The 25,961-nt window shown below is 61.3% G+C and carries 27 protein-coding genes; 19 read left to right on the forward strand and 8 right to left on the reverse strand.

Features of this window, described 5'->3' with window-relative positions:
* Nucleotides 1-105: 105 nt before the first annotated feature.
* Nucleotides 106-1,524, forward strand: a complete 1,419-nt coding sequence (locus FGF54_RS17905) for a short-chain fatty acyl-CoA regulator family protein (RefSeq protein WP_142780627.1) — start codon at nucleotides 106-108, stop codon at nucleotides 1,522-1,524.
* Between the two features lie 6 nt (nucleotides 1,525-1,530).
* On the opposite strand, the gene FGF54_RS17910 is transcribed toward FGF54_RS17905, so the two are convergent.
* Nucleotides 1,531-2,187: a DNA-3-methyladenine glycosylase gene (locus FGF54_RS17910; protein WP_210247438.1), complete on the reverse strand. Its 657-nt coding sequence runs from the start codon at nucleotides 2,185-2,187 to the stop codon at nucleotides 1,531-1,533.
* 38 nt (nucleotides 2,188-2,225) lie between these two features.
* Here FGF54_RS17910 and gluQRS point away from each other — a divergent pair, with 38 nt between their 5' ends.
* A complete protein-coding gene (gene gluQRS, locus FGF54_RS17915; protein WP_142780629.1) occupies nucleotides 2,226-3,125 on the forward strand; it encodes a tRNA glutamyl-Q(34) synthetase GluQRS in 900 nt (299 codons plus the stop codon).
* Here the strand turns inward: gluQRS and FGF54_RS17920 are convergent.
* Entirely contained in the window at nucleotides 3,093-4,010 is a 918-nt protein-coding gene (locus FGF54_RS17920; protein ID WP_142780630.1) for a YihY/virulence factor BrkB family protein, read from the reverse strand. The genes gluQRS and FGF54_RS17920 overlap by 33 nt on opposite strands.
* 179 nt (nucleotides 4,011-4,189) lie before the next feature.
* On the opposite strand from FGF54_RS17920, the gene FGF54_RS17925 reads away from it, so the two are divergent.
* The 7 genes from FGF54_RS17925 to FGF54_RS17955 all read left to right on the forward strand — a co-directional run bounded on the left by FGF54_RS17925 (nucleotide 4,190) and on the right by FGF54_RS17955 (nucleotide 9,507).
* Nucleotides 4,190-5,023, forward strand: a complete 834-nt coding sequence (locus FGF54_RS17925; RefSeq protein WP_125144909.1) for an SDR family oxidoreductase — start codon at nucleotides 4,190-4,192, stop codon at nucleotides 5,021-5,023.
* A 16-nt stretch (nucleotides 5,024-5,039) separates the two neighbouring features.
* The gene (locus FGF54_RS17930; RefSeq protein ID WP_003520830.1) at nucleotides 5,040-5,237 is read left to right on the forward strand and encodes a twin transmembrane helix small protein; all 198 of its coding nucleotides are present in this window, start codon (nucleotides 5,040-5,042) and stop codon (nucleotides 5,235-5,237) included.
* A gap of 1 nt (nucleotide 5,238) precedes the next feature.
* Nucleotides 5,239-5,817: a cob(I)yrinic acid a,c-diamide adenosyltransferase gene (locus FGF54_RS17935; RefSeq protein WP_142780631.1), complete on the forward strand. Its 579-nt coding sequence runs from the start codon at nucleotides 5,239-5,241 to the stop codon at nucleotides 5,815-5,817.
* A gap of 32 nt (nucleotides 5,818-5,849) precedes the next feature.
* Nucleotides 5,850-6,623, forward strand: a complete 774-nt coding sequence (locus FGF54_RS17940) for a rhomboid family intramembrane serine protease (RefSeq protein WP_059753723.1) — start codon at nucleotides 5,850-5,852, stop codon at nucleotides 6,621-6,623.
* 184 nt (nucleotides 6,624-6,807) lie between these two features.
* Nucleotides 6,808-7,554: an electron transfer flavoprotein subunit beta/FixA family protein gene (locus FGF54_RS17945; protein WP_020012152.1), complete on the forward strand. Its 747-nt coding sequence runs from the start codon at nucleotides 6,808-6,810 to the stop codon at nucleotides 7,552-7,554.
* Nucleotides 7,555-7,579: 25 nt separating this feature from the next.
* A complete protein-coding gene (locus tag FGF54_RS17950) occupies nucleotides 7,580-8,509 on the forward strand; it encodes an electron transfer flavoprotein subunit alpha/FixB family protein (RefSeq protein ID WP_078053341.1) in 930 nt (309 codons plus the stop codon).
* Nucleotides 8,510-8,625: 116 nt separating this feature from the next.
* Entirely contained in the window at nucleotides 8,626-9,507 is an 882-nt protein-coding gene (locus FGF54_RS17955) for a 3-hydroxybutyryl-CoA dehydrogenase (RefSeq protein WP_003523331.1), read from the forward strand.
* Nucleotides 9,508-9,525: 18 nt separating this feature from the next.
* Here FGF54_RS17955 and FGF54_RS17960 read toward each other — a convergent pair whose 3' ends face one another.
* Together FGF54_RS17960 and FGF54_RS17965 are read right to left on the reverse strand one after the other, a co-directional pair.
* Nucleotides 9,526-10,773 carry an MgtC/SapB family protein gene (locus FGF54_RS17960; protein ID WP_142780632.1) on the reverse strand — a complete coding sequence of 416 codons (1,248 nt, stop codon included), beginning with the start codon at nucleotides 10,771-10,773 and terminating at the stop codon, nucleotides 9,526-9,528.
* 136 nt (nucleotides 10,774-10,909) lie between these two features.
* Entirely contained in the window at nucleotides 10,910-11,578 is a 669-nt protein-coding gene (locus FGF54_RS17965; RefSeq protein ID WP_142780633.1) for a TlpA disulfide reductase family protein, read from the reverse strand.
* A 24-nt stretch (nucleotides 11,579-11,602) separates the two neighbouring features.
* Here FGF54_RS17965 and argH point away from each other — a divergent pair, with 24 nt between their 5' ends.
* The 4 genes from argH (at nucleotide 11,603) to FGF54_RS17985 (ending at nucleotide 17,452) form a co-directional block, all read left to right on the forward strand.
* The gene (gene argH / locus FGF54_RS17970) at nucleotides 11,603-13,003 is read left to right on the forward strand and encodes an argininosuccinate lyase (RefSeq protein WP_142780634.1); all 1,401 of its coding nucleotides are present in this window, start codon (nucleotides 11,603-11,605) and stop codon (nucleotides 13,001-13,003) included.
* Nucleotides 13,004-13,097: 94 nt separating this feature from the next.
* Complete coding sequence (locus tag FGF54_RS17975) at nucleotides 13,098-13,301, forward strand: lipoprotein (RefSeq protein ID WP_168208180.1); 204 nt, start codon at nucleotides 13,098-13,100, stop codon at nucleotides 13,299-13,301.
* 13 nt (nucleotides 13,302-13,314) lie between these two features.
* A complete protein-coding gene (gene lysA / locus FGF54_RS17980; RefSeq protein WP_142780636.1) occupies nucleotides 13,315-14,583 on the forward strand; it encodes a diaminopimelate decarboxylase in 1,269 nt (422 codons plus the stop codon).
* Nucleotides 14,584-14,761: 178 nt separating this feature from the next.
* Nucleotides 14,762-17,452, forward strand: a complete 2,691-nt coding sequence (locus FGF54_RS17985) for a TIGR02302 family protein (protein WP_142780637.1) — start codon at nucleotides 14,762-14,764, stop codon at nucleotides 17,450-17,452.
* 257 nt (nucleotides 17,453-17,709) lie between these two features.
* Here the strand turns inward: FGF54_RS17985 and FGF54_RS17990 are convergent, their stop codons facing one another.
* From FGF54_RS17990 to FGF54_RS18000, 3 genes are all read right to left on the reverse strand, one after another.
* Nucleotides 17,710-18,069, reverse strand: coding sequence for a response regulator (locus FGF54_RS17990; protein WP_003497441.1), 360 nt, complete (start codon nucleotides 18,067-18,069; stop codon nucleotides 17,710-17,712).
* Between the two features lie 142 nt (nucleotides 18,070-18,211).
* The gene (gene hpt / locus FGF54_RS17995) at nucleotides 18,212-18,754 is read right to left on the reverse strand and encodes a hypoxanthine phosphoribosyltransferase (protein ID WP_142780638.1); all 543 of its coding nucleotides are present in this window, start codon (nucleotides 18,752-18,754) and stop codon (nucleotides 18,212-18,214) included.
* Nucleotides 18,755-18,824: 70 nt separating this feature from the next.
* Nucleotides 18,825-19,496 carry a DUF3426 domain-containing protein gene (locus FGF54_RS18000; RefSeq protein ID WP_142780639.1) on the reverse strand — a complete coding sequence of 224 codons (672 nt, stop codon included), beginning with the start codon at nucleotides 19,494-19,496 and terminating at the stop codon, nucleotides 18,825-18,827.
* A 201-nt stretch (nucleotides 19,497-19,697) separates the two neighbouring features.
* Here FGF54_RS18000 and ftsE point away from each other — a divergent pair, with 201 nt between their 5' ends.
* The 4 genes from ftsE to FGF54_RS18020 all read left to right on the forward strand — a co-directional run bounded on the left by ftsE (nucleotide 19,698) and on the right by FGF54_RS18020 (nucleotide 23,115).
* Nucleotides 19,698-20,357 (forward strand): cell division ATP-binding protein FtsE, encoded by a 660-nt coding sequence (gene ftsE, locus FGF54_RS18005; RefSeq protein ID WP_003497447.1) that lies wholly within the window; start codon nucleotides 19,698-19,700, stop codon nucleotides 20,355-20,357.
* Nucleotides 20,350-21,357 (forward strand): ABC transporter permease, encoded by a 1,008-nt coding sequence (locus FGF54_RS18010; protein WP_020808964.1) that lies wholly within the window; start codon nucleotides 20,350-20,352, stop codon nucleotides 21,355-21,357. The genes ftsE and FGF54_RS18010 overlap by 8 nt, the downstream gene beginning before the upstream one ends.
* Nucleotides 21,358-21,485: 128 nt before the next feature.
* Complete coding sequence (locus FGF54_RS18015) at nucleotides 21,486-22,202, forward strand: YdcF family protein (RefSeq protein ID WP_168208239.1); 717 nt, start codon at nucleotides 21,486-21,488, stop codon at nucleotides 22,200-22,202.
* A 115-nt stretch (nucleotides 22,203-22,317) separates the two neighbouring features.
* Nucleotides 22,318-23,115 (forward strand): 1-acyl-sn-glycerol-3-phosphate acyltransferase, encoded by a 798-nt coding sequence (locus FGF54_RS18020; protein WP_142780641.1) that lies wholly within the window; start codon nucleotides 22,318-22,320, stop codon nucleotides 23,113-23,115.
* Here FGF54_RS18020 and FGF54_RS18025 read toward each other — a convergent pair.
* Complete coding sequence (locus FGF54_RS18025; RefSeq protein ID WP_142780642.1) at nucleotides 23,088-23,639, reverse strand: gamma-glutamylcyclotransferase; 552 nt, start codon at nucleotides 23,637-23,639, stop codon at nucleotides 23,088-23,090. The two genes, FGF54_RS18020 and FGF54_RS18025, sit on opposite strands and share 28 nt — an antisense overlap.
* Before the next feature lie 49 nt (nucleotides 23,640-23,688).
* Between FGF54_RS18025 and FGF54_RS18030 the strand changes: the two genes are divergently transcribed.
* Together FGF54_RS18030 and FGF54_RS18035 are read left to right on the forward strand one after the other, a co-directional pair.
* The gene (locus FGF54_RS18030) at nucleotides 23,689-24,690 is read left to right on the forward strand and encodes a DUF2125 domain-containing protein (protein ID WP_142780643.1); all 1,002 of its coding nucleotides are present in this window, start codon (nucleotides 23,689-23,691) and stop codon (nucleotides 24,688-24,690) included.
* Between the two features lie 219 nt (nucleotides 24,691-24,909).
* Entirely contained in the window at nucleotides 24,910-25,851 is a 942-nt protein-coding gene (locus tag FGF54_RS18035) for an IS110 family transposase (RefSeq protein ID WP_142778744.1), read from the forward strand.
* Nucleotides 25,852-25,961: the final 110 nt, after the last annotated feature.

The following is a 25,961-nucleotide window of genomic DNA, read 5'->3' on the forward strand; positions in this document are numbered from 1 at the left end:
GTTGTGCCACGATCAATAGCCCAGAAAACATTCGCCAAGAAGCCTTGATCGTGCGCGTATGCGTGCCATAAATATTTGCAATATTTAATTTTGCAAAGTTGCAACATGGCGACGGAAAAACTCTTCATCGGCCGCAAGGTTCGCGGCCTTCGCGAAAACGCCCGCGCCACGCAGGCGCAATTCGCCGAACGGCTGGGCATTTCCGCAAGCTACCTGAACCAGATCGAGAACAACCAGCGCCCGGTTTCGGCCAGCGTTCTGGTGACGCTGGTGGAAAAATTCCAGCTCGACATGGCGGAACTGGCGACAGGCGAAAGCGACCGGCTGGTTTCCGCTGTGCGCGAGGCGCTGAAAGACCCGCTGTTCCTGAATTACGAGCCGGGGCTTCAGGAGTTGAAGCTGATCGCCCAGAACGCGCCGGGTTTTGCCCATGCGCTGCTGCGCGCCCATCAGGCCTATCGCCAGAACAGCGAGCAGCTGGTGCAGCTGGATGACCGGCTGGGCCGCGGCACCGCACAGGTGGAAAGAACCCCCTATGAGGAGGTGCGCGACTTCTTCCACTTCGTCGACAATTACGTGGCCGAGATCGATCTTCTGGCCGAGGAGCTGGCGGAAGAACTGGAGATTGAAGGCGGCGAGACCTATGGCATTCTGGCGGCGCATCTGAAGAGCCGTTACGGCATCCATATCACCCGAACCGAGGCGGCAGGCGGTCTGATCCGGCACTTCGATCCTGCCGGCAAAACCCTCGCCCTCAGCTCCTACATGGCCGCGCCGACCCGCTGTTTTCAGCTTGCGTTGCAGATCGCCCAGCTTCACGCCGGTCCAACGGTGGACAGGGTGCTGGCCGGTGCCGGTTTCCGCAATGCGGAAGCTGCGGAAATCTGTCGTATCGGGCTGCACAATTATTTCGCCGCAGCCCTCATCCTGCCCTATGGCCGCTTTCACCGGGCGGCGCAGGAACTGCGCCACGATCTCGAGCTTCTCGCCGTTCGTTTCGGCGCGAGCCTTGAGCAGGTGGCCCACCGGCTGAGCACCTTGCAGCGCCCGGGCATGAAAGGCGTACCGATCTTTTTCGCCAAGATCGACCGCGCCGGCAACATCACCAAACGCCACAGCGCCACGCGGCTGCAATTTGCCCGTTTCGGCGCGGCCTGTCCGCTGTGGAATATCCATCAGGCCTTCGAAAGCTCGGACAGGATCGTGCGACAATTGGCGGAAACGCCTGACGGCGTGCGCTATCTTTCCATCGCCACCCAGATCGAAAAAGCCGGCGCCGGTTTCAACACGGAGAGACCGCGTTATGCCATCGCGCTTGGCTGCGAAATTTCACACGCGCAGAATTTCGTTTATGCCGATACGCTCGATCTCGGCAATGCGGCCTCCTTCAAACCTATCGGCATTTCCTGTCGGGTCTGTGAGAGGGTGGATTGCGTGCAACGCGCCGTGCCGCCGCTGAAACGCAGGCTGCATTTCGATCATCTTTCGCGCGGAGCGCTGCCCTACAGTATTGCCGATTTTTAACCCCGCTCAGGGCAGCGGCACCATGGCGCGCCGCATGATATTGGCATAGTAGCCCCAGAAAAGCCGCGCGGCCACGGAGCGCCATGGCGACCAGATTGTTGCCCGCTCCGCCAGCCATTTCGCTTCCGGCCTCACCTCCAGGGCAAGCGCATGCGCAACCGCCGATCTCAGCGCCACATCGCCGACCGGAAAAATATCCGGATGCCCGCCGCAGAACATCAGATAGACCTCCGCCGTCCACGGGCCGATACCGCGAAGCGCCACCAGCTCGGAAAGGGCTGAGCGCCCCTCCTTGCGCACCACGCCGTCAAGATCGATCTGCCCTTCCATGACGGTGTGCGCCAGCCCTTCCAGCGTCGTCGCCTTGGCCCGGGAAAGGCCGAAAGTGGCGCGCAATTCCTCCGGTACACCGAGATAATTTTCCGCCGTGACCACGCCGCCGGTACCGGCAAGGATACGCGCCCATATGGCATTGGCGCTGGCGCGCGACACCATTTGCGAGACGACGATGTGGGCAAGGCCGGAAAAGCCGGGCTCGTGAATGCGCAACTCCAGCGGACCGGCCTTTTCGATGACGAGACCGAGAGCCGGATCGAGGCGGGCGAGATGCTCCAGCCCTTCGCTGATGTCATCCATCCCGGTGATGATTTTCATGTCCGTCATTCCATATGCCGCCAGCCGCTGGCGGGGTGCTTTAAAACATGGCAGAAGAAACCATGCCTTCGCCTCTCCGTCAAAAACCGGCTTACCGTTTCGCACCAAGCCCCAATGGCCTGCTGCATCTCGGCCACGCGCTTTCCGCCTTCCTGAACCATGATATGGCGCGAGACAACGACGGCCTCTTTCTGCTGCGCATCGAGGATATCGACCAGACGCGCTGCACCCCGGAGCTGGAACAGGCAATCTATGATGACCTTGGCTGGCTGGGTCTCGACTGGGAGAAACCGGTGCGGCGGCAATCGGAGCATTTCGAAGAGTACCGCGTGACGCTGGACAGGCTGATCGAGGCAGGGCTCGCTTACCCTGCCTTTCTGAGCCGTGGAGAAACCAAGGCGATCGTTCGTACTTTCGAGGCGGAGGGAGGGTTGTGGCCGCGCGATCCCGATGGCGCGCCGCTTTACCCGGCCATCGACCGGGAGAGGCCAAGGGCGGAGCGGGATGCGCTGCTCGCCTCCGGCCGGCCGCACGCCTGGCGGCTCGACATGGAAAAGGCGATCCGCGCTGCCGGCAGCCCCCTGTTCTGGCAGGAAAGCGGCGATGGTGAAGCGGGGCAGATCGAGGCCCTGCCCGCGCTTTGGGGCGATGTGGTGCTGTCGCGTTCCGACGCGCCGTCGAGTTATCATCTTTCCGTTGTGGTGGATGATGCGCTGCAGGGCATAACCCATGTGGTGCGCGGCATGGATCTCTATCACGCCACCGCCATTCACCGGCTGTTGCAACACCTGCTGGACCTGCCGCAACCGGCCTATCACCATCACCGGCTGATCTTGGGCGCGGACGGGCGCAAGCTCTCGAAAAGCGAAGGCAGCACCGGACTTTCCGCCCTTCGTTCGGAAGGTGCTGCGCCCTCAGATATCCGCCGGCTTGTCGGTCTCCTCTAGAACCTGCTCGCGACGCGCGCTGTTGCCGCCGATATTGCGGCGGATGATCTGCCGGACCTTGTATTTCATCAGCGCGGCATTCACCTCCGCGCCGAGCATGAAGATGACGCCGACCATATAAAGAAACACCAGAACGACCATCACCGAGGCGAGACCGGCATAGGTGGCGGCATAATTGGCGAAGGTGGAGAGGTAATAGGCGAAGATCGCCGCACCGATGACCCAGAAGATCATCGTCAGGAGAATGCCCGGCCAGACATCCCAGATGCGGCGCTTGCCGGCCGGAAGCCACAGATGCGCCGCCACCAGCCCCGCCGTCAGCACGACGATGGTGCCATAAAGACCGAGGCTGGAGACGGTGTTCAGAACATCTGTCAGCCACGGAAACTTCTCCTCCGCAAAGGACATGGCGACCGGCACCGCAACAAGCACGATACTGATGCCGGCAAAGACCACGACGGCGATCAGCACATAAAGCAGGCTGAGCAGGCGGGTGACATACCACCAGCGCGTTTCGGTGACACGATAGGCGCGGTTCAATGAAATGCGCAGCGCTTCCACACCATTGGACGCAAAATAGGCGGCCGCTAGTACCGAAATCGTTAGCAGCCCGCCGCGCGGAATGGTCAGCACCTGCTGCACCTGCGCCGCCAGCGGCCCGGCAATCGCCTCCGGCCAGGTGTCGAAAATCAGATGCACCGCCGTTTCGGAAAACTGGTCCGCCCCCAGAAAGCCGGCGAGGGCCGTACCGAAGATCAGGAACGGAAACAGGGCCAGCAGGATCGACAGCGCCATATGGCTCGCCATCGCCCAGCCGTCATCCTCGGCGAAATGGGAATAGGCATCGAAGGCAACCTTGCCTGCCAGGCGCACTGCGGCAACCATGTCACCTCCATTCATCGGCATTTCATTTGTAACTTCGAGCCGAATATGGGAAATCAGCTTCGCTTTGTACAGCGCGCAAGCTGGCCTTTCGGTTCCAGAAGGGCACGGATTTCGCGCGATAGGATTTTAACGGGCCGGGCAATCGGGCCAGAGCAACAGTCGGTTTCCCGGAGCGGCAAATGTCTGAAAAACCCGTCATCATCATCACCGGATGTTCCTCGGGCATCGGCGCCCATTGCGCCGGCGCGCTCCACCGGGACGGCTGGCGGGTTTTCGCCACCGTGCGGCGCATCGCCGACATGGCCGCACTCGAAAACCAGGGCATCGAGACCCTGATCATGGACTATACCAAGCCGGAGACGATTGCCGCGCTGGTGGACACTGTCGCAGCCCGGACCGGCGGCCGCATCGATGCGCTTTTCAACAACGGCGCCTATGGCCAGCCGGGCGCGGTGGAGGATTTGCCTGTCGAAGCGCTGCGGGCACAGTTCGAAACCAATGTCTTCGGCTGGCACGATCTGACACGGCGGGTCATTCCTTTCATGCGCGCCCGGGGTGCGGGGCGCATCGTGCATTGCTCCTCCATCCTCGGCCTTGTGCCTTATCGCTATCGCGGCGCTTACACCGCCTCGAAATTCGCCCTTGAGGGGCTGGGCGTGACGCTGCGCATGGAGCTTCAGGGCAGCGGCATCCATGTCAGCCTGATCGAACCGGGGCCGATCACCTCCAAATTCACCGCGACGGCGCTTGCCCATATCAACGAGCACATCGATCTCGAAAATTCCGCCCATGCGGCGGAATATAAACGCCAGCTGGCGCGTATGGATGGTTCCGGCCCCGTCAACCGCCACAAGCTCGGCCCGGACGCCGTTTATGCCGTGCTGAAACATGCCCTGACCGCCAAAAGGCCGAAACCGCATTATCCCGTTACCGTGCCGGCCAAACAGGGGCTTGTGCTGAAACGGCTCTTGCCTGCCGGACTTTTCTATCGTCTGCTGCGCAGATTCGATTGAGGAGGAGTAATACCGCATGTCCGGCTTCACCACCGTTCTGGCCCTTATCGTCATGGGCCTCGTCGTCATCGTGCTGATACGCGGCCTCTTCAACATGCTGAAGGGACAGGACGCCAACCGCTCCAACAAGCTGATGCAGCTTCGCCTGCTTTTGCAGGCTGTGGCGATTGTGCTGATCATGTTCACCCTCTGGCTCACCGGCGGTGGCCGCTGACATGGTGAAGCTGAACAAGATCTACACCCGTACCGGCGACAAGGGCACCACGGCGCTGGTTTCCGGCCCGCGCCGCCTGAAGCACGATCTTCGTGTCGAGGCCTATGGCACGGTGGACGAGACCAATTCGGCCATCGGCGTCGCGCGGCTTCATACGGGCGGAATGGAAAAGCTGGATGCCATGCTCTTCCGCATTCAGAACGATCTTTTCGATCTCGGCGCCGATCTCGCCACGCCGGATAGCGGCGAACCGCTTTCCTATGAGCTGCTGCGCATCGTCGAAAGCCAGGTCACGCGGCTGGAAAACGAAATCGACGATCTCAATGCCGCCCTTGAACCGCTGACCTCTTTCGTGCTGCCGGGCGGCAGTGCGGCAGCGGCCAATCTGCATATGGCGCGCACCGTCTGCCGGCGCGCGGAAAGACTGATGGTGGAACTTTCCGTCACTGAGAATGAGATCGTCAGCCCGGCGGCGCTGAAATATGCCAACCGCCTGTCCGACTTCCTGTTCGTCGCCGCCCGCTTCGCCAATGATGCCGGCAAGGCCGATATATTGTGGGTTCCCGGCAAGAACCGCTAAAGCGTTTCAATGACGCAACCAAAGGGCGTTCGATGTTCATACCGCTGCACGATGCGAATTCCCTCAAACATATCCGGCTGCAATATGTCACCATCGGCCTGATCGTGGTCAATGTGCTGGTCTGGCTGTTTACCGGGGTGCTGGCCAGCGACACCCAGGCCAATGCCGCAGCCCTCGGCCTCGGTTTCATTCCCGCAGTGGTGTTCGACTACGCCTATCTGGAACCCGCCCTGCAAGTCGTGCCCGATGACCTGACCGTCGTTACCTATGCTTTCCTGCATCTGGATTTCTGGCATCTGGCCGGCAACATGCTGTTTCTCTGGGTCTTCGGCGACAATGTCGAGGATGCGCTCGGCCATTTCCGTTTCCTGATCTTCTACATCGCCTGCGCCATCGCCGGCGCGCTGTTTCACGGTTTCGTCGCCCCCACCTCGGAGGGGCCGCTGATCGGCGCTTCGGGTGCGGTTTCCGGCGTCGTCGCGGCCTATTTCCTGCTGCATCCCAGAGTGCGCGTCTGGGTGCTGGTTCTCATGCGCATTCCGCTTCCTTTGCCCGCCTTCATTCCGCTGGCGCTGTGGATCGGCCAGCAGTTCCTGATGCTGGCGCTCGGGCTCGAAGAAAACGTTTCCTGGGGCGCGCATGTGGGCGGCATCATGGCGGGCGCAATCATGGTGATTTTCATGCGCAGGCGGGGCGTTCCCCTGTTTGACCGCACCATTGTTCCGCCGAGGGCGGCACAGTTCAAGAATCCGTCGCAAACGGCGGGGTTGTCGCAAATCGAACGGGGCTATGACGGGAGCAGATGAGCTCTTGCGAAAGAGATAGAGTATTTACGTGAACGTCAACGTAAGATATGCCTTACGTGCATGTGATAATGAAGATTGCTCCGTTGTAATTGCGGGAAAAATGCTTATCCATGTCGCCAACCTGTTTTTGGAGGTCCGCGCGGTCAACTGGCCAAAGCGGACAGGAGTTTGAGGAAAGCCGCCGATGAAGATCCTTGTTCCCGTCAAACGAGTCGTCGATTACAACGTTAAGATCCGGGTAAAATCGGATGGTTCAGGCGTTGAGCTTGCGAATGTGAAGATGTCGATGAACCCGTTCGACGAAATCTCGGTGGAAGAGGCGCTGCGCCTGAAGGAAGCCGGCAAGGCCGAAGAGGTTGTGGTCGTCTCCATCGGCCCGGCCAAGGCGGAAGAAACGCTGCGCACCGCGCTCGCCATGGGCGCCGACCGCGCCATCCTGATCGAGACCGACGAGACGGTCGAGCCGCTGGCCGTCGCCAAGCTTCTGAAGGGCGTTGCCGAGGCTGAGCAGCCCGGCCTCGTGATCGTCGGCAAGCAGGCGATTGATGACGATTCGAACCAGACGGGCCAGATGCTGGCCGCCCTTCTCGGCTGGGGCCAGGGCACCTTCGCCTCCAAGGTCGTACCGTCCGACGGCAAGGTCGCAGTCACCCGTGAAGTCGATGGCGGTCTGCAGACCGTTGAGCTGAAGCTTCCCGCCGTCGTCACCACCGATCTTCGTCTCAATGAGCCGCGTTATGCGTCGCTGCCGAACATCATGAAGGCGAAGAAGAAGCCGCTCGACAAAAAGTCGCCGGCCGATTTCGGCGTCGATGTTTCGCCGCGCCTGAAGGTGCTGAAGACCGAAGAGCCGGCAGGCCGCAAGGCCGGCATCAAGGTCGGCTCGGTTGCCGAGCTGGTCGAAAAGCTCAAAGCCGACGGCGTCCTCTAAGGTTTCGGAAAAGGGAGATATTCTCATGGCCATTCTTCTTCTGGCAGAACACGACAACGCAACCCTTTCCGACCTGACGGCAAAGACGCTGACGGCGGCAACGCAGATTGGCGGCGACGTCCATGTGCTGGTCGCCGGTTCCGGCGCCAAGGGTGCAGCTGATGCGGCAGCGAAACTCTCCGGCGTATCCAAGGTGCTGCTCGCCGACGACGCGTCCTATGCCAATGCGCTGGCAGAACCGCTGGCGGCGCTGATCGTTTCGCTCGCCCCTTCCTATGATGTCATCATCGCGCCGGCGACCGCCTCGGCCAAGAACGTGACGCCGCGCGTTGCGGCGCTTCTCGACGTGGCGCAGGTCTCGGAAATCATCGAGGTCGTCAGCCCTGACACCTTCAAGCGGCCGATCTATGCCGGCAACGCCATCCAGACGGTGCAGGCGACCGATGCGAAGAAGGTCATCACCGTGCGTCCGACCGCCTTTGCCGCCGCCGCTGAAGGCGGTTCGGCAGCGGTTGAAACCATCGGCGCTGCTGCAAACCCCGGTCTTTCCAGCTTCGTTTCCGATGCTCTGGCGTCGTCCGACCGTCCGGAACTGACATCGGCCAAGATCATCATCTCGGGTGGCCGTGCGCTCGGTTCGTCGGAGAAGTTCAAGGAAGTCATCCTTCCCGTCGCCGACAAGCTGGGTGCCGCCGTCGGCGCCAGCCGTGCGGCTGTCGATGCCGGTTATGCGCCGAACGACTGGCAGGTGGGCCAGACCGGCAAGGTGGTTGCGCCGCAGCTTTACATCGCCGCCGGCATCTCGGGCGCCATCCAGCATCTGGCCGGCATGAAGGATTCGAAGGTCATCGTCGCCATCAACAAGGATGAAGAAGCGCCGATCTTCCAGGTGGCAGACTACGGCCTCGTCGCAGACCTGTTCGAGGCGCTGCCCGAACTCGAAAAATCGCTGTAATTTAAGCATAAATTGGAGGCGGCGCGTTTTTTAAACGCGCCGCCTTCTCTTTTTCGGCGATATGCGTAACATCGCCGGCAATAACGCAGACAAAATCCCTGAGAGGAGACCAGCCTATGACCGCCCCCTTTAAGAACATCGGTGTCATTGGAGCCGGTCAAATGGGATGCGGCATTGCGCATGTCTCCGCCATTGCCGGCTACAAGGTCCATATCTACGATCTTTCCAAGGAAGGCATCGAGGCCGGTCTTGCCACGATCAACGGCAATCTCGCCCGCCAGGTCACCAACGGCAAGCTATCGGACGACGCCCGCAAGCAGGCGCTGGCGCTGATCAGCGGTTCGACCGACATCAACGATCTGGCAGCCATGGACCTCGTCATCGAGGCCGCGACGGAAAACGAGGAGATCAAGCGCAAGATTTATGCGCAGGTCTGCCCGATTCTGAAGCCCGAGGCGCTGCTCGCCACCAATACCTCGTCGCTCTCCATCACCCGGCTTGCATCCGCCACCGACCGTCCCGAACAGTTCATGGGCATCCACTTCATGAATCCGGTGCCGGTGATGAAGCTGGTGGAACTGGTGCGCGGCATCGCCACCAATGAAAAGACCTTCGACGCGGCCAAGGACTATGTGCGGACGCTGGAAAAGGCGATCACCGTTGCCGAGGATTTCCCGGCCTTCATCGTCAACCGCATCCTGCTGCCGATGATCAACGAGGCGATCTATACGCTTTATGAAGGCGTCGGCTCGGTGGAAGCCATCGACACCGCCATGCGGCTCGGCGCCAACCACCCGATGGGACCGCTGCAGCTTGCCGATTTCATCGGTCTCGACACCTGTTTGTCGATCATGCAGGTGCTGCATGACGGCCTCTCAGACAGCAAGTATCGCCCCTGCCCGCTGCTGGTCAAATATGTCGAGGCCGGCTGGCTCGGCCGCAAATCCGGCCGCGGATTCTACGATTATCGCGGCGAGACGCCGGTTCCGACGCGCTGATCCCCTTCACCTGAACCCTCAGGCAATGAGCAGGTAAATGATCGATCCGACGCCGGCGGCGACGACGGATGCAGCCGTGAGCAACCCGCAATAAACGAGCGTTCCGGAAACGGCGGCGACGAATACGCGCCCTACCGCGTTGGCGGCGAGTGCAGTGAGGATCGCGCTCGCCACGATATCCGGCGACAGATTCTGTGCGCTGGTTCGCAACGCACTGAGAACCGCCACATCGGCATCGAATATGGCCGATAAAGCCGTGAGAGCGATGAAGCCGCCCGCGCCGATCCAGACAAGCAGAACGGCATTCAGCGTTCTCGTCGCGGCAAAGAGCGCGGCGAAAATGGCAAGCGGCACCAGTTCGAACGGGTTCTTTGCGTCGATTTCCTGCCCGGACTGCATATCCTGCAGCCTTATCAGGCCAGCGCCGCTTAACCCGAGAACCAGTGCGGCGGCCAGTACGGCCGGTGCGATAAGGGAAAATGTCGTCAACGAAAGAGCGAGAACGATAACGAGAACCCTAAGCAGCGATACGGCCGCGGCCAGCGCCGCCACACCGGCCAGAGGCCAAACGTTTTCACCGCTTTTCGCCTTCTGCCCAAAGCTGGCGGTTACGGCGGTCGATGAAACGAGGGCGCCCGCCAGCCCGGTCACCAGCAGGCCACGGGTTGAGCCGAGGAGGCGCACGGCAATATAACCGCAATAGGAAATCGTGGCGCTGAGCACGGTGAACAGCCATATTTCCCAGGGGTTGAAGCCGCCCCACGGATCGATCGTCCGGTTCGGAAGGATCGACAGGCCAACGGCGGTCATCACGGCAAGCACCAGCGCGGAGCGCAGTTCGATCCATGTAAGCCGTTTCAGCAGGCGGTGGAGAACTTCCCTGCCAGCGAGCAATGCCGCAAGGGCAGCACCACCAGCCGCCGCCGCCTGATATTGCGCCGTTACCGCAAGCCCGCCGAGGGCAAAGACGCAGAGAGCCGCCACCACGCCGGTAACACTGAAATCATTATCATGGCGCGCCTCGCGCAGCTTGAACCATGAAAAACTGAATGCGAACCCCAGAAAACCCGCCGCGAAGGCGAAGGCGCTGTTCTGCTCGGCGGCCAATACGCCGAAGACGCCACCCAGCAGACCGGCAATGCCATAGGTCCTGATCCCGGCGGTGCGGCTGCCCGCCGGCGCATCGCGCTCCCGCCAGCCGCGCTCAAGACCGACAAGCAGGCCGATGGCGAGGGCAAGACCAAGCCGGGGAATAAGCAACTCCATATCGGCACCCATTCATGGCGGAAGCCAGGATCATTATACGAGGCGGGCACGGGCTTGTCTGCACCGGCCCGTCCGCTGGAAAGGCCGGCTCTGAAGGCGGTTGCGGCCTACAGCCCTCAATGTCCGGCCGCCGGCATCATTTTCCAGTGGCTGCGGTCACCAGCGCCTTGGCATCCTCGCTGTCCCACGCAGCCGGGCCGTTCATGGCCGCAAGCAGGCAGCCGTTTTCGTCCAGCAGCAGGGTTGCCGGCAGGCCGAAAGCGAGGCCCTCCTTTTTCAGAACGTTGAAGACGCCCATGGAACTGTCGCGGTAGTGCTTCAGGGCATCGATCTTGTATTCTTCCATGAAGGCTTTCGGTTTTTCATCCGCGCCGGTATCGATATTGACGGCCACGACCTCGAAAGCGTTACCGCCCTTTTCCTTTTCAAGCGCGTTCAGCGCCGGCATCTCTTCGCGGCAGGGCACGCACCATGTGGCCCAGAGGTTGAGCAGAACCGCCTTGCCCTTGAGATCGGCAAGCGTCATGTCCTGCGCCTGCGGCCCCTTGAAGGAGAGAGGAATGATGCGCGGCGTGTCCGTGGCCGACATGGCCGCCACCTGCCCCTTCAGAAACGGCTTCAGCGAGGCGATGCGCTTCGCCGCCCCCTCACATAAACCGGCGTCAGTCACCGCTGCCCCTTGAACCGGGCTCTCAGACCCAATATGCCTGAACCAGACCGCGCCCGCGCCGCTTAAGACACCGGCAACGGCAGCAATTGCAACCAACTTGGCGGAAGGAAGCCTGAACGGCCTTTTTTCTGTCATCGAATACTCCAGGGCACTGCGAACATGGCTGACGGCACAGATCAGAAATCCTCCAACCAGATGTGGGGCGGGCGTTTCGCTTCCGGGCCATCTGCCATCATGGAAGAGATAAATGCCTCCATCGGCTTCGACAAGAAGCTTTACGCCCAGGATATCCGCGGCTCTATGGCGCATGCCGCCATGCTGGCATCTAAAGGCATTATTTCGCCGGAAGATAAAGACAAGATCACCGATGGCCTGAACACGATCCTGTCAGAGATCGAAGCCGGCAGCTTCGAATTCTCGCGCAAGCTCGAAGACATTCACATGAACATCGAGGCCCGCCTTGCAACGCTGATCGGCACCGCGGCCGGCCGCCTGCACACCGCCCGCTCGCGCAACGACCAGGTGGCGCTCGATTTCCGCCTGTGGGTCAAGGAAGAACTGCAGAAAACCGAGGGTATGCTGACCGCCCTCATCGCCGCCTTCCTCGACCGCGCCGAGGAAAATGCCGATACCGTGATGCCGGGCTTCACCCATTTGCAGACAGCGCAGCCCGTCACCTTCGGCCACCATTGCATGGCCTATGTGGAAATGTTCGGCCGTGACCGCGCCCGCGTGCGTCACGCCATCGAGCACATGGACGAAAGCCCGATCGGCGCGGCCGCACTCGCCGGCACCGGCTATCCCATCGACCGCCACATGACGGCGAAGGCGCTCGGTTTCCGCGAGCCGACCCGCAATTCCATCGACACCGTCTCCGACCGCGATTTCGCGCTGGAATTCCTATCTATCGCTTCCATCTGCGCCACGCATCTGTCGCGTCTCGCCGAAGAAATCGTCATCTGGTCGACGCCGCAATTCGGCTTCATCCGCCTGTCGGATGCCTTTTCCACCGGCTCCTCGATCATGCCGCAGAAGAAGAACCCGGACGCCGCCGAGCTGGTGCGTGCCAAGACCGGCCGCATCAACGGCTCGCTGATCGCTCTCCTGACAGTCATGAAGGGCCTGCCGCTCGCCTATTCCAAGGACATGCAGGAAGACAAGGAACAGGTTTTCGACGCCGCCGAGAGCCTGGAACTGGCGATTGCCGCCATGACCGGCATGATCCGCGACCTTGAAGTGCGCAAGGACCGCATGCGCGCCGCCGCCGGTTCGGGCTATTCCACCGCCACCGACCTTGCCGACTGGCTGGTGCGCGAAGCGGGCCTGCCCTTCCGCGATGCCCACCATGTGACCGGCAATGCCGTGGCGCTGGCGGAAAAGAAGGGCTGCGATCTCGCCGATCTTTCGCTTGAGGAATTGCAGGCCATCCATCCCGGCATCACCAAGGGTGTTTTCGACGTTCTGTCCGTCGAGGCATCGGTTGCCAGCCGCGTGAGCTTCGGCGGCACGGCCCCTTCCGAAGTGAAGAAGCAGATCGCCTGGTGGCGCGGACGCAACTGATAAAATCGCGTTACGCTGCGATCACAAGAAACAGGGTGCACAAGCGCCCTGTTTTTCGTTATCAGAGAGGCACATATTTCCTTTGGACAGGCCCATGCTTTCAAAAACCGCGCGCAAACTTATCGTTCCCATCGGCATGACGCTCGCCGTCAGCCTTGTTCTCAGCGCCTGCGGGCGTAAGGGCGACATCGACCCGCCGAGCACGCCGGTCGAAATGCGCAACAAGCGCAATGCCGACGGAACGGAGACAAAGCCGGCGACGGAGGAACGGCCGTTCATTCTCGACAAGCTTCTCTGACGGATAAAAGCCTGTGAACCATTTCGGCTATATCGACGGCGTGCTGCACGCCGAAAACGTGCCCGTGCCCGAGATCGCCAAGGCGGTCGGCACGCCTTTCTACGTCTATTCGACCGCGACGCTGGAGCGCCATTACAAGGTGTTTTCCGGCGCCTTTGCGGATGTGGACGCCATGGTCTGTTACGCCATGAAGGCCAATTCCAACCAGGCGGTTTTGAAGACGCTGGCAAAGCTCGGCGCGGGCATCGACGTCGTCTCGGGCGGCGAATTGCGCCGCGCACTCGCAGCCGGCGTTCCGGCAAGCCGCATCATGTTTTCCGGCGTCGGCAAGACGGTTGCGGAAATGGATTACGCGCTGGAAGCCGGCATCTACTGTTTCAACATCGAATCCGAGCCGGAACTGGAAGTCCTCAACCTGCGCGCCGTGAAAGTCGGCAAGCGGGCGCATGTGTCCTTCCGCATCAATCCGGATGTGGATGCGCGCACCCACGCCAAGATTTCCACCGGCAAGAAAGAAAACAAGTTCGGCATTTCCTATGAGCGCGCCCGCGCGGTCTATGCCCATGCCGCCACCCTGCCCGGCATCGAAGTGACCGGCATCGACATGCATATCGGCAGCCAGATCACCGAATTGCAGCCTTTCGAGGACGCTTTCCGGCTGCTGCGCGAACTTGTCGAGGCGCTGCGCACTGACGGCCACACGATCAGCCACGTCGATATTGGCGGCGGTCTCGGCATTCCCTATCGCGATGACAATAATCCGCCGCCGCTGCCGGATGCCTATGCCCATATCGTCAAGAACGAGCTGAAGAGCCTCAACTGCAAGATCGTCACCGAGCCGGGCCGCCTGATCGTCGGCAATGCCGGCATTCTGGTGACGGAAGTGATCTATGTGAAGGACGGCGGCGAAAAGACCTTCGTGATCGTCGACGGCGCGATGAACGACCTCATCCGCCCGACGCTTTATGAGGCCTATCACGGCATCCGCCCGGTGGTGCAGCCGGCCGAGAACACGCCGCGCATCAAGGCCGATATCGTCGGCCCGGTTTGCGAGACCGGCGATTATCTGGCGCTCGACCGCGAGATGGCTGCGCCGCAGCCGGGCGATCTGATCGCCGTCAGTTCCGCCGGTGCTTATGGCGCGGTGCAGGCCGGCACCTACAACTCGCGCCTGCTGGTGCCGGAAGTGCTGGTGAAGGGTGACAAATTCCACGTCATTCGCCCGCGCGGCACCTATGAAGAGCTGATCGCGCTCGATTCCGTACCCGCCTGGCTCGATTGATCTCGCCCGCATCACCGGTTGGTCGATCACAATCAAGCGAAGCTGCCTAAAAAATGGGGGTGAGGGCTTGGGTGCCCTCGTCTTCGCCACAAAGAATGTTATCCTTGCTCCGTGACATGAAACAGCTCGCCGTTCCGGGAATGGCGTTCGACGTGGCCAGAACCGGGAGAACGGATTGATGACCACAGCCGGAGAGGACAGGACAGGCAGAAAGCGCCCGACCGGCGCATTCGCGCAGCGGCCGGACCTTGCCCGCCGGGTTGCCGCCAAGCGCTTCTTCGCGAAAATCGTGCTGCTTTCGGAAAAAATTGCGCCGAAAACGCTCTGGCCTCTCTCCATCGCCGCCGTGTTTCTGGCGCTTGCCTGGTTCGGCCTTTACCGACAGATGCCGGATTTCCTGCGGCTCGGCGTTGTTTTCGTGCTCGTCTTCTCCTTCATCGCCACTCTCCTGCCAATCGTGCGGCAGAAATGGCCGACGGACCACGATGCATCCCGCCTGCTTGAAGACCGCAACGGTCTCGCGCACCAGCCGGTTGGCGTGCAGGAGGACGAACCGGCCTTCGATACGCCCTTTTCGCGAACGCTGTGGAAAGAACACCAGATCCGCATGGCGGAGCGCATCGCCGCGCTGAATGCCGGCCTGCCGAAACCCGATATCGCCCGTTATGACCGTCTGGCGCTGCGCGCCGTTCCCGCCCTTCTTCTGGCGGCCGCCTTCGGTTTTTCCTATTCCAACGGCGCGGGCACGATTGCCGATGCCTTCCGCAGCCGGCCGGCTGTCGGTCCGCTCAATCCCGATATCCGTCTCGACGCCTGGGTCACGCCGCCATCCTATACCGGCCGCGCGCCGATTTTCCTGACCGGACGCGACGCAACCAACCGTGACGCGGTTTCCGTGCCGCAATCCTCCAAGCTGACGATCCGCATGACCGGCGGCGATGGCGGCGAGGAAGTGACCTTCGAGCCTGAAATGGCAGGCGCGCTGCAAAAGCTTGCACCGGAAGCGGCGCGTGCCGACAGCGCAAGCGGCGATATCGCCGTTCAAACGCCGGTTCGTTCGGCGGATCAGCCCGTCGCGCCGCGCACCTTCGCCATGGATGTTACCGAAAGCGGCATGATCACCGCCAATGGCGAACAATGGGTGTTCAACGTCATCCCCGACCAGCCGCCCAGCATCGCCTTCGACAACATGCCGCGACGCGCCGTCAATGGCGCGCTGGAAGTGGGCTTTACCGCCAAGGACGATTATGGGCTGAAGGAAGCCCACGCCATCATCGAGCCGATTGGCGTTGCGGAAGGTGCGACCGCGCTTTATCCGCCGCCGGAATTCAAGCTCGATCTGCCGCGGCAGAACAATCGCGAGATCAAGGGCCTGACCAGCCGCAACCTGACCGAACATCCGATGGCGGGAAAACGCGTGCGCATCACGCTGGTGGCGACGGATGGCGCCGGTCAGACCGGCCGCAGCCCCGCACATGAAATGGTGCTGCCGGGCCGCAATTTCTCCGAACCGCTGGCCGCCTCCATTGCCGAGCAGCGGCAGATATTCTCGCTGGATACGCGCCAGATGCCGAAGGCGATCGCCTATAACGAGGCGGTGGGCCTGCGTCCGGAAGAGACCATTCCCAACACCACCCATTATCTCCTGCTGCAATCGGCGCAGACCCGCATGCGGCTCGCCTATAATGAGGAGATGCTAAAGGATACGGCCGATTATCTCTGGGAAATCGCGCTCGGCATCGAGGACGGCGATCTTTCGCAGGCCGAAAGACGCCTGCGCGATGCGCAGACTGCGCTTTCCGAAGCGCTTCAGCGCAATGCCTCCGACGAGGAAATTGCCAAGCTGATGCAGGAACTGCGCGAAGCCATGCAGCAGTTCATGAGCGAGCTTGCCCAGCGCATGCAGAATGCGCCGCAGGCCAACATGAACAGCCAAGCACAGAACGTGCTGCGCCAGCGCGATCTGGAAAACATGATGAACCAGATCGAGAACCTCGCCCGCTCCGGCAACCGCGACGCGGCGCAGGAAATGCTCTCGCAGCTGCAGCGCATGATGAACAATCTGCAGGCAGGCAGGCCGCAGCGTCAGGGCCAGCAGGGGCAGCAGCAGAGCAGCAAGATGCGCCAGCAGATCGACAAGCTGGGCGAAATCCTGCAGCAGCAGCAGAAGCTGATGGACGAGACCTTCAAGCTCGATCAGGCGCTGCGCGACCGCATGCAGCGCGGCGACCCGCAGCAGGGCGGTGAAGACGAACAGCAGATGGGCGAAAACGGCCAGCAACCGCAAGAAGGACAGCAGGGCCAACAGGGCGAGAACGGACAGCAGGGCGGACAACCAAGCGACCAGATGACCGCCGAACAATTGCGCGAGGCGCTAAAAAACCTGCGGGCGCAACAGGATGCGCTCGGCAAGCAGCTCGGCGAGTTGCAGCAGGGCCTTCGCGATCTCGGCATGGAACCGGGCGAAAACTTCGGCAAGGCGCAGCAGGAAATGCAAGGCGCCGGCGAGGCGCTGGGCAAGGGCCAGGGCGAGCAGGCTGTCGAAGGTCAGGGCAATGCGCTGAATGCGCTGCGCCAGGGCGCACAGGACATGATGGGCCAGATCATGCAGGCCATGCGCCAGCAGGGCCAGCAGCCGGGGCAAGGTCAGGAGGGCATGGCGGGCCAGGGCGGCCAGAACGGCCGTGATCCGCTCGGCCGTCCGCGCAGCACCACCGGCCCGGATTTCGGCGATCAGGTGAAGGTGCCGGACGAAATCGATGTGCAGCGCGCCCGCGAAATCCTCGAGGCGATCCGCGAAAAGCTCGGCAACAATCCGCCCGGTGAAATCGAGCGGCGGTATCTGGAGCGGTTGCTGGACATACAGTGAGGGTTCGCACAGGTAATGGCGCGCCTCGTTACATACTGTTTCAGAAGCTAAAGTTTCCGTCATGCCGGACTTGATCCGGCATCCAGTCGGCGTGCGTCTGCGCGGCGGAAAGAGTTCTTTCAGCTCAAGGACTTGGGCTGGCTGGATTCCGGCTCAAGACCGGAATGACGGAGGTAGGGAACTGCGCTGAGCCAGGGGACTGACCAACAAAAAAGGCGGCCCGACGGCCGCCCTTTAGATTTCTGCGCCCTTATCACTCAGGCCGCAAGCGCCCGCGCCACAGCCTTGCGAATATCCGGAAGCGCAAAGGGTTTGGAAACCACGTCCACGATCTTCTCCGCAAGATCGTCAGCCCGTTCGCGCTGTTCGGCGTAACCCGTCATCAGCAGGATGCGCATGGCCGGGAAGCGTTCGGCGGCGCGGTGCGCCAGCTCGATGCCATCCATGACCGGCATGCGGATATCCGAAAGAAGAAGATCGAAACTGGTTTCCTGAAGCTTTTCCAGCCCCTGCTCGCCATCCGCCGCCTCATGGGTCTCGTGACCGTCGAGACGCAGCGCGCGGGCGACGAAAGCCCGCAATGCATCCTCGTCTTCGGTAATCAAAATCTTCGCCATTACTCATTGCTCCTGGGCATCATTTCCAGCCGTGAGCAACATCGCAGGCTCCTCTTTTCAAGAGGTAAACACCCAGGCTTTGGCTGGGTGAATGGTTAATGAGGCGTCTCCGCGCTGTGCCGTTCCGGCACGGCAAAAGTGCTCAGGCGTCGCCGGTCACAACGCCGACAAAGGGCAGTTCGCGGAAGGCATAAGCGACATCCATGCCGTAACCCACGACGAAATAATCCGGACATTCGAAACCGACATAATCGGCCTCCAGATCTTCCTTGCGCTTGACCTTCTTGTCGAGCAGCACAGCGATGGTGACGTTGCGGGCGCCACGCTCGTAGAGCAGTTCCTTGGCGAAACGCAGCGTGCGGCCGGATTCGAGAATATCGTCGATCAAGAGGACATCGCGGTCCTTCACGTCGCTGTCGATATCCTTGACGATCCTGACGCCTTGCGAAACCGTGCCGGTGCCATAGCTCGACAGCGTGATGAACTCGACTTCAGGGGCAAGGCCGCTGTCATGCAGCGCGCGGATAAGATCGGCCGCGAAAATGAACGATCCCTTGAGCACGGCAATGACCAGCAAATCCTTGGTCGGGCCGCTGGCAATGTGCTTGGCCATGTCGCGATTGCGCGCGGCGATCTGCTCGGCGGTATAAAGCGGCTCGATGTTTTTTCCACGGACGACGGGCATTCTTACTCCTGTGCTGCGCCTTGCCGATTTTACCTTTCAGTAAAAATACGAAGACCACGCGTTAGCACAGTCAGCGTTCGGACGCACCCGCCTCGACGAAGGAAAGCTTGATCTCGGGCGTTTTTCCACCGGGATGGCGCAACTTTGCCGAAAAACCGTGGCTGAAACCGGGCTGCATCTCCTTCACCGGCGGTTCGATGACCATGCTGGCCACCAGTTGTCCCTTGGCGGCGAAGAGATCGGCGCGGAGGGCCGGCACCTCTTCGAGATTGCCGCCATTGTTTTCGACGATGCCGTTGATGAGCAGAGTATCCATGCCGTCCGCCTCCATCGGGGTCACGGTGACATGGGAAATGGCGAGCGGGTTCACCGAAGCGGCAACAGCCGGCTTTTCCGGCACGACCACCGAAAGACCGCCCGAGCAGACGAAGACGAAAATCGCAAGCCCCGCCACCAGCGCCGAATAGGCATCCGCCGAAAGACGGGATAATCTGCGGTCCAGCCAGCCGATGAAAGCGAGGCCGAGCACACCGATGGTGACGGGTGGTTTTGCCGCCTGCCGGCGCACTGCACCGCGATTGTCGTTTCCGGGCCGAGGCGAACGGTTTTCCTTGATGGTGACAAATTCCGCGTCTATCACATCGCGGTCGGGATTTGCCGCCCGCGCCGTGCGGCGCACCGGCGTTTCCGGCATCAGGAGGTCGAAATCGAATGCCGCTTGCCGGCGAGATGAACGGAACATAGCCATAGAATTCCTTGGGTGAGGTTTTCCGGCCCGCAAAACTGGGCATTGCAACGAATCCTGCCAAGTTTTAAATTTAATTGGTTAATGCTTCGCAAAAACGGCTCGCACAGGCTGCCGGATCCGGGTTAAACCCCGACATCCAAACCCCACGCGCCAGCGGCTTGCGAACCACCACGAAACGAAGAGACTGGAAGTCCGTTGATCCATTTCGAAAATGTCGGGTTGCGTTACGGCATGGGACCCGAGATCCTGAGGGACATGACCTTCGATATCCCCAAGGGTTCGTTCCAGTTTCTGACCGGCCCGTCGGGCGCCGGCAAGACGACGCTGCTCCGCCTGCTTTTGATGTCGCTGCAGCCGACTCGCGGCAATATCCGCATGTTCAACCGCGATGTATCGCGCATTCCGCGCAGCGAGTTGCCGATGCTGCGCCGCCGCGTCGGTATCGTGTTTCAGGATTTCCGGCTGCTCGATCATCTGACGACCTATGAAAACGTCGCCCTGCCGCTGCGCGTGCGCGGCAAGGAAGAAAGCGCCTATCGCAACGATGTGATCGAGCTTTTGAAGTGGGTGGGGCTCGGCGAACGCATCAATGTGCTGCCGGCCATCCTCTCCGGCGGGGAAAAGCAGCGCGCCGCCATTGCCCGCGCGCTGATGGACCAACCCGAAATCCTGCTGGCCGACGAGCCGACCGGCAACGTCGATCCGCCGATGGCCAAGCGCCTTCTCAACCTTTTCCTGGAACTCAACCGGCTGGGCACGGCCGTCGTCATCGCCACCCATGATTTCGGCCTGATGGACCAGATCGATGCGCGCCGGATGATCCTCACCGAAGGGCGGCTCGACATCTATGAATGAGATCAACCGCAAACAATTGAAGCCGGAAGCGGCGCAGCCGAAGCGCCCCCCCATGCGCATCCGCCCGATGGCGCCGATTCTGCCGCCCTCCAATATTCAGGGCAATGCGCTGATGGTGGTCATCGCCATCATGGCCTTTCTCGCCTGCCTGACGCTGGGCGCCGTCTCCATGGTGCGCGCCACCGCCGCCACCTGGCAGAGTCAGATTTCCCGCGAGATCACCATCCAGATCAAGCCCGAGGACGGGCTGGACATGGATGCGGCGCTCTCCAAGGCGCGCAACCTGGCGCTCACCTTCGTCGGCACGCGCGACGGCACCATCCTCGATGATGCGGCAACATCGCGCCTTTTGGAGCCGTGGCTCGGCAGCGGTCTCGATCTTTCCGAATTGCCGGTGCCGCGTCTCGTCGTCATCACCATCGATGAAAACAATCCGCCCGATTTCCAGGCGATGCGGGATATGCTGAAGGCCGAGATTCCGCAGGCATTTCTGGACGACCACCGCACCTGGGTCGACAGGCTGGTCTCCATGGCCAGAACCACTGTCATGATCGGCGTCGGCGTTCTTATCCTCGTCTTCACCGCCATGGTGCTGACGGTGGTGTTCGCGACGCGCGGCGCGCTTTCCGGCAACCGGCATATCGTCGAGGTTCTGCATTTCGTCGGCGCGGAAAGCAGTTTTGTGGCGCGCGAATTCCAGAAGCACTTCCTGAAGATCAGCCTCAAAGGGGCGGCGGCGGGCAGCGCTCTGGCCGCGGCGGTTTTCCTTGTCGCCGGTTTCTGGCAATCGAGCACGGTCGCCACGCCGCAGAGCGATCAGGCGAGCGCGCTTTTCGGCTCGTTTTCGGTCGGTCTCGGCGGCTATTTCGGCATTGCCATGACGATGATCATCATCGCGCTTTTGACCACCATCACGGCGCGCGTGACCGTCATCCGCACCATCGACGATATCGACCGCGTCCGCTCCGATCCATCGAAAAGCGACGGTCTTGCATCGTGAGAACACCCCCGGAATCCTGCGGTAAGACTGAAACCGTCACAAGCCGGATGTAACCTGCAGACGGTGGACAAAAATGCCTGTTCCTTGCCTTAATCGGCGAGTATTCAGGAGGAATGTTTGTGAGTCGGATGGACCAGGATCAGGCGACAGCGCGACCGGCCAGAAAGGGCCTGTTGTCGCGGCGCGGTCCTCTGCGCCGTTTTATTCGCGCCATCATCCTGCTTTGCGTCATTGTGCTCGGCGCATTTTCCGGCGGTTTCCTGTGGTTTGCCGATTCCGTCGCCTCCATGCGTCCGCCGGAGGGGGCAAGAGGCGATGCCATCATCGTGCTTACCGGCGGTTATCAGCGTATCGAACAGGCGGTCGGCCTGCTGAGAGACGGCGTGGGCAAGCGGCTTCTGATTTCCGGCGTCAACCCGGCCACCACCCGCTCGCAGATCCGCAAGATGACGCAAGGGTCATCGGACATGTTTTCCTGCTGCGTGGATATGGGCTATAAGGCGATAGACACGATCGGCAACGCCAATGAGGCGGCAAGCTGGATACGCGATCACAATTATTCCTCCATCGTCGTCGTCACCAATAATTATCATATGCATCGCAGCCTGCATGAATTGCGCAGCGCCAGCCCGCAGACGCAATTCATCGCCTATCCCGTCATCAGCGCCGATCTCGCCCGCACCAACTGGTTCGTGGAGCCGGATGTGGTGAGAACCATGCTTTACGAATATCTGAAGTTCGTGGCGGCGGCGGGACGCGACCTCACCGGCTTCGGCAAGGGCGACGGTCTGCGCAAGGCCGCCGCCGATCATTCCCGGATAAAGACGACAAGCGCTTCTTCCTGACCGGCGAGAACGCGCTTGCTGCGGCCCCTTGTTTTCGTGTAGGCGTCTGGCATCGGCATCCGGCATCGAGGCCTGTCCAGGGCTTCGGAACGGCTGCGCTCCGGGAAGGCTGTTGATGCTCAAGCTGCGCTCTTTTCTTTTCAATACGCTGTTTTATCTCAACCTGATTGTCCGCATGATCGTGCTGACGCCGATCTATTTCATCCTGCCGCGCAAGATCGCCTATGAAATTCCCAAGAACTGGGCGCGATCCAACCACTGGCTGATGAAGACCATCGTCGGCACCACCTTCGAGGTCGAAGGGCTGGAAAACATTCCCGAAACCGGCTGCATCTTCGCACCTAAGCACCAGTCCTTCTGGGATACCTACGCTCTGCTGCCCAATCTTCCCGATCCGGTCTATATTCTGAAGCGCGAGCTTTTGTGGATTCCGCTGTTCGGCTGGTACGCCATGAAACAGCGCATGATCCCGGTTAACCGTGCCGCACGCGGCAAGGTGATGCTGAAGGTGATGGAGCGGGCAAAAGAGGAAATGGCCGCCGGTCGCGAACTCATCATTTATCCCGAGGGCACGCGCCGCCCGCCGGGCGCCGAACCCGAATATCGTTACGGCATCGCAAGGCTTTACCGCGATCTGCAGGTTCCGGTCATTCCCGTCGCCATGCATCCCGGCCTGTTCTGGCCGCGCCGGTCCACCATGCGCTATCCCGGCCGTTTCAAGGTGCGTATCCTGCCGGCCATCGAGCCGGGGCTGGACCCCGACGTGTTTTTCAAGCGCCTGATCGATGTAACGGAAAAGGCGAGCGACGAGTTGCTGCTGGAAACCGTGCGCAACAACCCGCATTTGCCGCTGCCGCCGACCGCCGTGAAGCGGATCGCCGAACTTCAGGGCAAGGAAACCGCCGCCGGCTGAGCGGCGAGCGCGCCGACATTTTTGGCGATGCTCTCCAGCAGGGAATCGCGAATGCCCATCTCCTGCAGATGCTGCACGGTGTTGAAGACATAATCCGTATTCGGCCCGGACCGGCCCGATGCGGCTGCGACGATGGTCGCCGATTCGGCAATGCCGAGACCGCCGATATATTGCTCGTGCGCGGGATCGGCCACATAGGTTACGGCGCTGCTGCGCCTGCCATCGGAAAGCGCGATGGAAACCAGCCGCTCCTTATAGACATTCGTCACCAGTTCGCGCTCGCGCAGATAGATCATGACCGGGTCGCGGTCCTGTCCGCGCACGCGGAAAGCGACGCCAAGGCAGGAGCCGCCACGCTCCAGGCCGAGAACGAGACCGGGCTTTTCTTCGGTGCCTCTATAAAAGTTGGAACTGATACAAAGCGAGCGCCGATACCCGTGCAGCCGCGCCTGCTGCCGCTCTTCAAAGGCGAAGCCGGGGTTCCACATCAACGAACCGTAGCCAAAGACCCAAAAATCGTCCATATCCCAAGCCAAATCGAAATTGTCTGAAGTCTGTTCATCGGAGATCAATATGGCAGCGTCAAGCCAATCCGGCACCGCCAAAAAATTCCTCTGGCTCGCCATCGCCATCCTCGTGGTCATCGGACTTTATACCGCCGGGTGGTTTTACGCCGCCGACAGGCTGAAGCAGACGGTTCTGAACGTCATTGCCCCCTCGCAGGCCCGCAGCGTTAGCGGCGAATGCGGCGATATCGCCTTCAAGGGTTATCCCTTCCGCATCGGCCTCTTCTGCTCCAAGGTGACGGTGGATGACAAGGAGAACGGCGTTTCCGCTTCCTTCGGCGAACTTCGCTCGGCAGCGCAGGTCTATAATCCCGGCCACATCGTCTGGGAACTCGATTCGCCGGCGGAGATCCGTTCCGCCCATGGCCTGACAATTTCGGCCGCCTGGCAGAACATGCAGTCCAGCATCGTCACCAAGCTGAAGGGCATCGACCGCAGCTCGCTCGTCATCGACGGGCTGAAGGCACAGGCGATTTCTTCCGTCACCGGCCAGACCATCGATTTCGATGCAGTCAAAACGGAAATGCATCTGCGCCAGAACGGCGCGGATCTCGACGGGGCCATCACGCTCACCGACTCCGCGACCGTCATCAAGGACTGGCCGCAGCTTCTGCCGCGCCTCAACGCCATCGCCGATGTCACCCTTGCCGGCAAGGCGGGCATGGTGGATGGCAGCGACAGTTCGGGCCTGTATGGCGCGAGCGGCGAGCTTCGCCGGCTGGTGGCCGATATTGGCGAGGGCCGCACCATGCGCATCAGCGGCCCCTTCTCCTTCGACAACGAGGGCTATCTCTCCGGCCAGTTCAAGCTGGAAATCGAAAAGCTCGGCGCATGGTCGGACAATGCCAAGCAGGTCTTCCCGCAGCTGCAGTCCACCATCGATACGGCCCGCAAACTGCTCGGCGCGCTCGCCGGCGGCGGCGACCGGGCATCCGTCGATCTCGTTGTGGATCGTGGCCGCGCCACGGTCAGCGGCTTTATTCCGCTTGGGAAAATCCCGCCGATTTGACGTTTAGCCTCATATTCGACGTCATCCTCGGGCTTGTGTGGAGGATTTGTGGTTTACTGGATGCATCAGCCGGGCATCGCAAACCCGGCTGATGCAGGCAGGCGGCCGTTTTTTCGGGCTGGTTTAGACAGCCGAGGACAAGCAAGGCCCTGCCTGCTCCCTTTGACCCCGAACGGTTGATCGGGCTTTTGCCCGCACCACAAGCCTGGGAGCAAGGCCATGATACACGATATCGCCGTCGTCGGCATTGACGTTTCCAAGCAGTATTTCGACATCCATATCCACCCCGCCGGTAAAAGCTTTCGTTGCGGTTCGTCACCGCACGAGATCACGCAGCTTGCCCGGCGTCTTTGGGAGCTGGGGCCGGTCGCCGTCGGCCTCGAAGCCTCGGGCGGCTATGAAAGTAGGCTGGCCGATGGTCTTCATGCCGCCGGCCTTGAGGTTTATATCGTCGCCCCCGCCCGCGTGCGCAGCTTTGCCCGCGCCATCGGCCAGCTGGCCAAGACCGACCGCATCGATGCGGCCATGATTGCGCGTTATCTGGCGGCGGTGCGGCGTGACCTCACACCCTACGCGCCTGATCCGGCTTGCCGCAGGATGCATGCGATCAGCGCCCACCGCCGGCGCCTGCTGGCCGAAAGGAGTGGGCTCGTCAGCCAGCTCGACACCATCGACGAACCGCTGGTGCGCGACCTGATCGAGGAGCGTCTGCGGACCATCGCACAGGATATTGCCACATTGGATGCGGCAATCGACGATGTGCTGACGCAGACGCCGAGGCTGCGCAAAAGCCATGCCCGCCTTCGCCAGGTCACCGGCGTCGGGCCGGTCCTGGCAACGGCGTTGCTTGCCGACATGCCGGAGCTGGGAAAAGTCTCTGCAAAAGTCGCCGCCGCCCTTGTCGGGGTGGCGCCTTATGCTCGCCAGTCGGGCGCAACCGAACGAAACGGGCGATGTGCAGGGGGCAGAAAACATCTGCGCGACATCGCCTATATGGCCGTACTCAGCGCCATCAAGGTCAGAGACCCTGTTCTTGGCGGCTTCTATCAACGGCTCAGAATGCGCGGCAAGCCTTTCAAACTCGCCATCATCGCAACCGTGCGAAAGCTCATCACAATCCTCAACGCAATCGCTCGATCAGACCCGGCATTCGCACAGTAGATCCACGGTTGCTTGTCCCGAGGATCTGCAACCGGTTGTTTGTGTTGATGTGTTTAGATCCTTGGGCCAAGCCCAAGGATGACGAAAGCAAAGCTCTGACACTTTGCCAG

The sequence above is a fragment of the Agrobacterium sp. T29 genome (genome assembly GCF_006970545.1).
Lineage (GTDB): Bacteria > Pseudomonadota > Alphaproteobacteria > Rhizobiales > Rhizobiaceae > Agrobacterium > Agrobacterium leguminum.

Coding starts and splice junctions, on each gene's coding strand:
- FGF54_RS18000 (WP_142780639.1), bottom strand. CDS start 19,496: ATGTTCCGTTCATCTCGCCGGCAAGCGGCATTCGATTTCGACCTCCTG.
- FGF54_RS18015 (WP_168208239.1), top strand. CDS start 21,486: ATGGACCAGGATCAGGCGACAGCGCGACCGGCCAGAAAGGGCCTGTTG.
- FGF54_RS17960 (WP_142780632.1), bottom strand. CDS start 10,773: ATGGAGTTGCTTATTCCCCGGCTTGGTCTTGCCCTCGCCATCGGCCTG.
- FGF54_RS17910 (WP_210247438.1), bottom strand. CDS start 2,187: ATGACGGACATGAAAATCATCACCGGGATGGATGACATCAGCGAAGGG.
- FGF54_RS17940 (WP_059753723.1), top strand. CDS start 5,850: ATGTTCATACCGCTGCACGATGCGAATTCCCTCAAACATATCCGGCTG.
- FGF54_RS17990 (WP_003497441.1), bottom strand. CDS start 18,069: ATGGCGAAGATTTTGATTACCGAAGACGAGGATGCATTGCGGGCTTTC.
- FGF54_RS17965 (WP_142780633.1), bottom strand. CDS start 11,578: ATGACAGAAAAAAGGCCGTTCAGGCTTCCTTCCGCCAAGTTGGTTGCA.
- FGF54_RS17955 (WP_003523331.1), top strand. CDS start 8,626: ATGACCGCCCCCTTTAAGAACATCGGTGTCATTGGAGCCGGTCAAATG.
- FGF54_RS18035 (WP_142778744.1), top strand. CDS start 24,910: ATGATACACGATATCGCCGTCGTCGGCATTGACGTTTCCAAGCAGTAT.
- FGF54_RS17935 (WP_142780631.1), top strand. CDS start 5,239: ATGGTGAAGCTGAACAAGATCTACACCCGTACCGGCGACAAGGGCACC.
- FGF54_RS17920 (WP_142780630.1), bottom strand. CDS start 4,010: ATGGTTGCCGCAGTGCGCCTGGCAGGCAAGGTTGCCTTCGATGCCTAT.
- FGF54_RS18010 (WP_020808964.1), top strand. CDS start 20,350: ATGAATGAGATCAACCGCAAACAATTGAAGCCGGAAGCGGCGCAGCCG.
- FGF54_RS17930 (WP_003520830.1), top strand. CDS start 5,040: ATGTCCGGCTTCACCACCGTTCTGGCCCTTATCGTCATGGGCCTCGTC.
- FGF54_RS18020 (WP_142780641.1), top strand. CDS start 22,318: ATGCTCAAGCTGCGCTCTTTTCTTTTCAATACGCTGTTTTATCTCAAC.
- FGF54_RS17905 (WP_142780627.1), top strand. CDS start 106: ATGGCGACGGAAAAACTCTTCATCGGCCGCAAGGTTCGCGGCCTTCGC.
- FGF54_RS17925 (WP_125144909.1), top strand. CDS start 4,190: ATGTCTGAAAAACCCGTCATCATCATCACCGGATGTTCCTCGGGCATC.
- FGF54_RS17975 (WP_168208180.1), top strand. CDS start 13,098: ATGCTTTCAAAAACCGCGCGCAAACTTATCGTTCCCATCGGCATGACG.
- FGF54_RS17945 (WP_020012152.1), top strand. CDS start 6,808: ATGAAGATCCTTGTTCCCGTCAAACGAGTCGTCGATTACAACGTTAAG.
- FGF54_RS17985 (WP_142780637.1), top strand. CDS start 14,762: ATGACCACAGCCGGAGAGGACAGGACAGGCAGAAAGCGCCCGACCGGC.
- argH (WP_142780634.1), top strand. CDS start 11,603: ATGGCTGACGGCACAGATCAGAAATCCTCCAACCAGATGTGGGGCGGG.
- FGF54_RS17950 (WP_078053341.1), top strand. CDS start 7,580: ATGGCCATTCTTCTTCTGGCAGAACACGACAACGCAACCCTTTCCGAC.
- gluQRS (WP_142780629.1), top strand. CDS start 2,226: ATGGCAGAAGAAACCATGCCTTCGCCTCTCCGTCAAAAACCGGCTTAC.
- FGF54_RS18025 (WP_142780642.1), bottom strand. CDS start 23,639: ATGGACGATTTTTGGGTCTTTGGCTACGGTTCGTTGATGTGGAACCCC.
- hpt (WP_142780638.1), bottom strand. CDS start 18,754: ATGCCCGTCGTCCGTGGAAAAAACATCGAGCCGCTTTATACCGCCGAG.
- FGF54_RS18030 (WP_142780643.1), top strand. CDS start 23,689: ATGGCAGCGTCAAGCCAATCCGGCACCGCCAAAAAATTCCTCTGGCTC.